The sequence below is a fragment of the Bacillus cereus group sp. Bc031 genome, from assembly GCF_027716265.1.
Classification (GTDB): Bacteria; Bacillota; Bacilli; order Bacillales; family Bacillaceae_G; genus Bacillus_A; species Bacillus_A paranthracis.
In genome coordinates, this window is the sequence record NZ_JAQFUL010000138.1 from 1 (window position 1) to 7,630 (window position 7,630).

Genomic DNA, 7,630 nt, shown 5'->3' on the forward strand with positions numbered 1-7,630 from the left:
CAAGTATTAATTTACGGGTCTCTTATTAAGGGAATTTAAAGCTGAAATAACAGCTTAAATATAATATACGAGGAGATTTTTATATGAAAACATATAATATTCCTGTAGAGGCGACTTTACAGGTTATCGGTGGGAAGTGGAAAGTAGTAATCCTTTGTCATTTAAAGAAAGATAAAAAGAGAACGTGCGAATTAAAACAATTAATGTCTGGTATTACACAAAAGATGTTAACGCAACAATTACGTGAATTAGAAGAAGATGGTGTAATCGAGAGAAAAGTGTATAACCAAGTGCCGCCAAAAGTAGAGTATTCGTTAACGGAATACGGTCATTCTTTAGATGCTATACTCGATTCTCTTTGTAACTGGGGAGAACATCATCTTGAAAAGAATGGCAACACGTCTATGCTCATTACAGCAGAATAAACAAGAAAAAAACGAACGAGAATACGTTCGTTTTTCTTTTTGTATATAGGAATATTTTTAAACGGCATAATTACTTTTTGGTAATATAGGTACTTTTTTGTGCTGTAGGAACTAAAATGTGCCGTATAGAAAATTATTTGTTTTTACGTAACAATAGAGAAGAAATTTAGAAAAAAGGAGGGAGATTGTGTGAAACAATACAATATACCGATAGAAGCAACTTTAGAAATTATCGGGGGAAAGTGGAAAGTCGTCATTTTATGTCACTTAACGAAAGGAACGAAGCGAACGAGCGAGTTGCAGCGTCTAATTCCTGAAATTTCTGTTAGAATGTTGACGCAACAATTACGTGAGCTAGAAGATGATGGTGTGATTACACGTGAAATCTATAATGAAATTCCACCCCGAGTAGAATACTCCTTAACTGATTATGGGTGGTCTTTGCAAAATGTATTAAATCAATTGACCGTATGGGGAGAACGATGCATAGATAGAAAAAATAGTAAAGTTAAGTGAAATCTATATATGTAATATTGAAACGCCACCTATTGATGAGGTGGTGTTTTTTCAGTATAAAACTTTAGAAAGTTACTACGGTGAAAAGTAGGGATCTATACCAGAATAGCAGTTGTTTTAGCCGTGATGAATAATGGATTAAAGTTTTCATAGATACTTAAAAGTGCCTTCATCACTTTAAAGTACGTACTATGCTTCATAATATAACCGTTTTATAATGACACTCGTAGCAAGAAGTCATAACGGTTTTAAGCTATGTTCAAAAAGACTTATTAACTAGTATAGTTTTTTGTTCAATTTCTTTAGTAGGAGATGTTTATATGGTTGAAGAACTTTTTTATAAAAAAATACTTAAAAATCTTTTTTCAGATCCAGTTCAAATTACACTTTGGAATGGAGAAACAATACAATATAGAGAAGGGGAACCTCAATTTCATGTAACATTCCATAAGCCGCTTTCAAAAAAAGAGATTGCTAAGGATCCTTCTATCGCATTCGGTGAAGCATATATGAATGGAGATCTTGAAATAGAAGGGAATCTTGAAAAAGCAATTCAATCAATTTATAAAAGGCAGGATAGCTTTTTAGGTGATAGTAAGTTGCAATATTTCAAAAGTAAATGGAATTTCTCAAAACAAAAAAATAAAGATGATATTGCTCATCATTATGATATTGGGAACGATTTCTATAAATTATGGCTAGATGAAACAATGACGTATTCTTGTGCGTATTTCCAAAATGAGCAAGATTCTTTAACGACAGCTCAGCATAATAAAGTGAATCATATTTTGAAAAAGTTGAACCTTCAAAAAGGTGATACGCTATTAGATATTGGTTGCGGGTGAGCTCATTACAGCTGCCGCTAAGCAGTACGGTGTGAAAGCGATGGGAGTAACGTTAAGTGAGGAACAATATGCTAAGACTTCCGAACGAATTAAACAAGAGGGACTTACGGATTTAGTTGAAGTATCTTTACTTGATTACCGTGATATTAAGAATCGTAAATTTGATAAAATTGTTAGTGTAGGTATGATTGAACATGTAGGAAAAGACAACATTACACAATACTTTGAGACAGTGAATGCACTACTAAATGATGGTGGGATTTCTCTACTTCATTGTATTACTTCCCCGGCCAATGGTGGTGCTACGAATGGTTGGATTGAAAAATATATATTCCCTGGCGGATATGTTCCTGCTGTTAACGAATTAATCACGAACATGACAAACGAACAATTTTACATTGTTGATGTGGAAAGCTTACGTAGACATTACGGGAAAACATTACAGCATTGGGCTCGAAATTTTGAAAACGTACTGGAGGAAGTTCGCAAAACGAAAGATGAGCGATTCATTCGTATGTGGCGCTTATATTTAAATGCATGTGCAGCTTCGTTCTTTACAGGCAATATTGATTTACATCAATTTGTATTTACAAAAGGTATTAACGATACAATTCCGATGACACGTTCTTATATGTATGAATAAGAGCATGTAATGAAGCAGCTCTGTAACTACTCATCGAGTGTAAATAAAATGATGGTAGGACATAAGTCTATAACTTAAAGTAGAGATCGGAATCAGAAAATGATTCCGATCTCTACTTTTTTATATATAATTTTAAAAACAAAACTATATACTTTTAACAATAAAAATATATAATAAAAATAGAATCAAAAATTTATGAGCAAGGAAGTTGAAGAATATGACATTAACAATGGGCTTTATTGGATTTGGAAAATCAGCTAACCGCTATCACTTACCGTATGTGAATATACGTAAAAATATAAAAGTAAAAACAATTTTTGCTCGCCAAATTAATGAAGAATTAGCAGCTCCATATAAGGAAAAAGGTGTTAGTTTCACTACTGATTTGGATGAATTGTTGAATGATAAAGAAATTCAAGTGGTGACCGTCTGTACGCCAGCGCATACGCATTACGAATTAGCGAAAAAAGTTATACTTGCTGGAAAATCAGTTATTGTTGAAAAACCATTTTGCGATACAGTGGAACATGCGAAAGAATTGTTAGCCTTAGGACGAGAAAAAGGTGTAGTAGTTATGCCTTATCAAAACCGTCGATTTGATGGTGATTTCTTAGCTGTGAAGCAAGTTATAGAACAAGGATTCCTTGGTGATATTGTTGAGGTTGAATCACATATTGATTATTTCCGTCCTGGTTCAATCACTCACGAAGGTCCAAAAGAAGAAGGTTCATTTTACAGTTTAGGTATTCATACGATGGACCGTATGATTTCACTGTTTGGCCGTCCAGATACGGTGACATACGATATTCGTAATAATGAAGTGGAAGGTGCGGTTGATAATTATTTCGATGTTGGTCTACATTACGGAAATAAGTTGAAAATTAAACTGAAAACGAACCATGTTGTAGCGAAAGATTATCCGCGCTTTATCGTTCATGGAACAAATGGATCGTTTATTAAATATGGTGAAGATCAGCAGGAAAATGATTTGAAAGCGGGTATTATGCCTGAGAGTGCAGGATTTGGTGAAGATTCACCGATGTACTATGGAATTGCGAAATATCGCAACGCAAACAGTGATTGGATTGAAAAACAAATTAAAACGCCACTTGGTGATTACGGTCGTTTTTATGATGCAGCGTATGAAACAATTGTAAATGGTGCACCAAAGCTTGTGAAAGACGAAGAAGCGGTAACGAATATTGAAATCTTAGAAAACGGATTTGCTGCGCCATCACCTTCCGTTTACAAACTTGAGGCTTTAAACTTAAATGAATAGAAGAGGGAATACAGCATAAAGGAGGTATGGAAATGGCAAGCGGATCCACACAAGTAAAATACCTCGGCATTTATCAAAAAATGAAACAGCAAATTTTAGACGGCGAATATAAGATTAACGAAAAAATTCCAAGTAGCCCCGTCCTTGCTGAAGAATTTGATGTTTCTGTCCTTACTATAAAAAAAGCGCTCGATCTGTTAGTTAGAGACGGCTACATCATTCGCCGGCGCGGAAGTGGAACGGTCGTTCAAGATTGGCGTCAGCAAGAAAAGGCGCGAATGATTCAAACTTTAACAGGTACGAAAGCTGTTTATGGCAGTGAGGTAGAAAGTAAAATTATTGAGTTTACGATTGTCGGTGCCGATGAAGTCATTGCTGAAAAATTGGGTATTTCAGTAGGGGATTTTGTATATAAAATCATCCGCCTCCGCATCATTCACAGTATTCCAACGATTATGGAGCATACATGGATGCCGATCTCGGTCATTCCAGGTATTGAGGTTTCTGTTTTAGAGGAATCAATCTACTCCCACATTCAAAATAAACTAGGTCTTCAAGTGGGAACATCCGTTGTTAGGGTTAAAGGAATTCGCCCGGATGATAAAGAAAAGCAATTTATGAACTTAACAAATCAAGATTTCCTAATGAGAGTGGAACAGGTGGCCTACTTAACGGATGGACGCACTTTTGAATACTCTTACGCCGATCACTTGCCGGAAACCTTTGAATTCGAAACAGTTATTACTGCAAAAAGTTATAAAGAGGTATAAAAAATAGGTTGGGGCACGTATTGCCTCAACCTATTTTCTGTTTTCAATATAGTAGGAACAGCTATTATTCGTCTGCTGTAATCAGCATGGATGTGTTCCCGTTTTTTTCAAGATGAACTTCTCCCCAGGAACAGAGGGAATCGAGTATAGCTCCTAAAGACGAACCGTAATCCGTTAAAGAGTACTCTACTTTCGGTGGCACTTGGTCATATACTTTCCTTTGGATGACATCGTCTTCTTCCAGTTCACGTAATTGTTGTGTTAACATTTTTTGTGTAATACCAGGCATTAAACGTTTTAATTCACTCGTTCTTTTTGTTCCTTTTTTTAAATGGCAAAGAATAACAACCTTCCACTTTCCGCCAATAACTTCTAAAGTTGCCTCTACAGGAATATTGTATGTCTTCATAAAAAACTCCTTTGATGAATGTAGATTGCAGTTTTGGACTTACATACGCTTTAATAATAAAATTATTTCTTTTTAGTGCCTATAACACTTTAAAGTGCGCACTATTTATTGTGCGAAATATCGTTCATAATAACCGATGTAGAACTGCACTAGAAAGTTTATATGTTACTTTTTAGTACCTATAACACTTTAAAGTACGTACTTTTTATTATGCGAAATATCGTTCATACTAACACATGTAAGTAAGAAATGAATAAAATGTACTTTGAAGTGCATTTAGAATTGGTCAGCATAACACTATGGGGACATTCACAAAAAATGATTAATTAATCCAAGACTTAACATTTGATTAATAGAACTGTAAGGTTTAAAATTACAGTATAGATTTAAGAAGTGAGTTGTCATCATCTGTAAAATGTAGTTTCAACTATTTTATAAAAGAAGCATGCAAAGAACCGAGTAGTAAAAAATAAACGAAACATTGCCGAATAACTAACATTACGTGAATTTGATTCTAAACTGTAATTTTTTTTAATACATTTCAACAAATGATATTTAAAGTGTACATTTTATAAAGAACATTAAAGGAGTGAGTGAAATATGGTGGTTTTATATACAACAGCAAGTTGTGCTTCATGCCGAAAAGCGAAAGCATGGCTGGAAGAGAATCAAATTGATTATACTGAAAAAAATATCGTATCCAATTCTATGACAGTGGATGAACTTAAATCCATTCTTCGTTTAACTGAAGAGGGTGCCACTGAAATAATTTCAACTAGATCCAAAACTTTTCAAGACTTAAATATAAATATAGATGAGCTTTCGCTGAATGAATTTTATCAATTAATAATTGAGCATCCGCTAATGTTGCGTCGCCCAATTATGCTGGACGAGAAAAGATTACAGATTGGTTTTAATGACGAAGAAATTCGTAAATTTTTACCACGTAGCGTTCGAACATTTTTAAATATTGAACTGCAAAAGTTGGCTAATTAATAAGTAATGGTATGAGAGAGAAATTTTTTGAAAGGAGGAAACTGAAGGTTATAGAAGTATGCGTTACAGTGAATTATAAAGATAGAAACTATCAAACAAATGTTATTGTAAGTAAAGATACGGTGTGGACAAAAATTAAACAATTGGCAGAAGAACAAGTCAAAAAACAGTGGGATTTTTAAATATGATTATCAAAAAAATGAAGTTATAAGTTAGAGATTATAACTAAATCCAAGACTTTTCAGGACTTAAATATAGATAAGAAATTTGTTTGAAAGGAGGAAGCAGGAAATGATAGAAGTATGTGTTACAGTCAATTATAATGATAGAAATTATCAAACAAATGTTATTGTAAGCAAAGATACGATATGGACAAAAATTAAACAATTGGCAGAAGAGCAAGTGAAGAAACAATGGAGTCTTTAAATGTATGTTTAACTTAAAAAGCTAAAGGGAGTTATGGAATGTATTTCTTTATGCTAAGAGTGGTTCTTATATATTTTAACGTTTGACTAACCTATCTGTAATATTTATGGCTACAGTATGTTAATATAGGAGAAATAATATTTTTGATCGTAGGAGGAAAACAATGAGCAGCGACTTTACTTTGGCCATACACAGTTTAACTTATTTAGCTTTACAACCAGACAGGATGTCAACAAGTAATGCTATTTCAGAAAGTGCGGGGGTTCACCCAGTACGCATTCGCAAAGTGCTAAGTTTGTTAAAAAAACATAAGTTTATACAATCGAAAGAGGGGACTGGTGGCGGTTTTATTTTCGCCCGAGATTTAGATGAAGTTAATCTTTGGCATATTTATCAAATAACCTCTGAAGGTGCATTGCAGCCTAAGTGCCCAGAATCAAATGATCAGTGTATTGTAGGTTCAAACATGCGAAAAGTGCTGTTCACTATTTTCTTAGGTGCGGAAGAACATCTAGGTGAATACTTAAAGAATTACACAATGAAAGAAGTTGTTGATCTTATCAATCAAGAACGTTAAGCGGCTCACTTGTTATATAGAGACGTAAGTTCTTACTATTTAAATGTAATGGAAAATATTACAGTTTAATTTCGTTTTTATTTCTTTTTTATCACCACAAAAAATATTTATAAGAAGGTGAAAAAGTATGATGTCAAATAATAATCAAGTTTTAAAAGTAGGAGATTGGGTTCGTGGAATATCAAATGAGGGCGAATTTATAGTTGGTTACGTTGTATCGCTTGATGAAGTGGAAGATGTAGTTACAGTTAGTATTGTGAAACGCGACGACAAGTACACAAAAAACGAAGCGATTTTACTCTTTAGTAAACATGTTAACAAACTTCCTGAATCAAAGGTAATCAATAAGGAGCAAATCCTTTACCTGATAGACCTTGCATTATTAACAGGAGACGAAGAATGGTTTATCGAGCTTTCTTCAAAATTAAACTCGATAAAAGAGCTAGTTAACGAGGGGTTTTAAAGATTACATGATTGGCTTTTAATAGGTTGAAACGTGCAATAAGCAATAATATCATCTCTAAGGAAATGATATAAAAACGATTCATTACAAATATAGCAATATTCCTGAAGAAGAGTTGGAAAAACTCGAATTAAGATGACATTGCATTGAGTTGTTTGCACACCTCTGATAACAATTGTTATGTAAATAAGCTGCCCGATATGGGCCATAGCCATCAAGTTAAGAAAATGAATAAAATTTAACTAAATGGGTCATCCTTCCATGCATACCGCATGGAAGGA

10 protein-coding genes and 1 pseudogene are annotated in these 7,630 nt (G+C 33.9%); 10 read left to right on the forward strand and 1 reads right to left on the reverse strand.

Annotated elements, in window-relative coordinates:
* The first annotated feature begins 83 nt into the window (after positions 1–83).
* The 5 genes and pseudogenes from PDQ33_RS27500 to PDQ33_RS27520 all read left to right on the forward strand — a co-directional run bounded on the left by PDQ33_RS27500 (position 84) and on the right by PDQ33_RS27520 (position 4,478).
* Entirely contained in the window at positions 84–425 is a 342-nt protein-coding gene (locus tag PDQ33_RS27500) for a winged helix-turn-helix transcriptional regulator (RefSeq protein ID WP_000860838.1), read from the forward strand.
* 189 nt (positions 426–614) lie between these two features.
* A complete protein-coding gene (locus PDQ33_RS27505; protein ID WP_270395231.1) occupies positions 615–941 on the forward strand; it encodes a winged helix-turn-helix transcriptional regulator in 327 nt (108 codons plus the stop codon).
* A 320-nt stretch (positions 942–1,261) separates the two neighbouring features.
* Positions 1,262–2,429 (forward strand): annotated as a pseudogene (locus PDQ33_RS27510) (cyclopropane-fatty-acyl-phospholipid synthase).
* 217 nt (positions 2,430–2,646) lie between these two features.
* Positions 2,647–3,708: an oxidoreductase gene (locus PDQ33_RS27515; protein WP_061131037.1), complete on the forward strand. Its 1,062-nt coding sequence runs from the start codon at positions 2,647–2,649 to the stop codon at positions 3,706–3,708.
* A gap of 32 nt (positions 3,709–3,740) precedes the next feature.
* On the forward strand, positions 3,741–4,478 hold the full coding sequence (locus PDQ33_RS27520) for a GntR family transcriptional regulator (RefSeq protein ID WP_061131036.1): 738 nt from the start codon (positions 3,741–3,743) through the stop codon (positions 4,476–4,478).
* A 64-nt stretch (positions 4,479–4,542) separates the two neighbouring features.
* On the opposite strand, the gene PDQ33_RS27525 is transcribed toward PDQ33_RS27520, so the two are convergent.
* Positions 4,543–4,887 carry a winged helix-turn-helix transcriptional regulator gene (locus PDQ33_RS27525; RefSeq protein WP_061131035.1) on the reverse strand — a complete coding sequence of 115 codons (345 nt, stop codon included), beginning with the start codon at positions 4,885–4,887 and terminating at the stop codon, positions 4,543–4,545.
* A gap of 600 nt (positions 4,888–5,487) precedes the next feature.
* On the opposite strand from PDQ33_RS27525, the gene spxA reads away from it, so the two are divergent.
* The 5 genes from spxA (at position 5,488) to PDQ33_RS27550 (ending at position 7,349) form a co-directional block, all read left to right on the forward strand.
* Complete coding sequence (gene spxA / locus PDQ33_RS27530; RefSeq protein WP_000261177.1) at positions 5,488–5,883, forward strand: transcriptional regulator SpxA; 396 nt, start codon at positions 5,488–5,490, stop codon at positions 5,881–5,883.
* Between the two features lie 41 nt (positions 5,884–5,924).
* Positions 5,925–6,065 (forward strand): BA3454 family stress response protein, encoded by a 141-nt coding sequence (locus PDQ33_RS27535; RefSeq protein ID WP_226791654.1) that lies wholly within the window; start codon positions 5,925–5,927, stop codon positions 6,063–6,065.
* Positions 6,066–6,174: 109 nt separating this feature from the next.
* The gene (locus tag PDQ33_RS27540; RefSeq protein WP_000573531.1) at positions 6,175–6,309 is read left to right on the forward strand and encodes a BA3454 family stress response protein; all 135 of its coding nucleotides are present in this window, start codon (positions 6,175–6,177) and stop codon (positions 6,307–6,309) included.
* A gap of 163 nt (positions 6,310–6,472) precedes the next feature.
* Positions 6,473–6,886 carry an Rrf2-family transcriptional regulator SaiR gene (gene saiR / locus PDQ33_RS27545; RefSeq protein WP_000093217.1) on the forward strand — a complete coding sequence of 138 codons (414 nt, stop codon included), beginning with the start codon at positions 6,473–6,475 and terminating at the stop codon, positions 6,884–6,886.
* 127 nt (positions 6,887–7,013) lie between these two features.
* A complete protein-coding gene (locus tag PDQ33_RS27550) occupies positions 7,014–7,349 on the forward strand; it encodes an IDEAL domain-containing protein (protein ID WP_000987473.1) in 336 nt (111 codons plus the stop codon).
* The last annotated feature ends 281 nt before the right edge of the window (positions 7,350–7,630 follow it).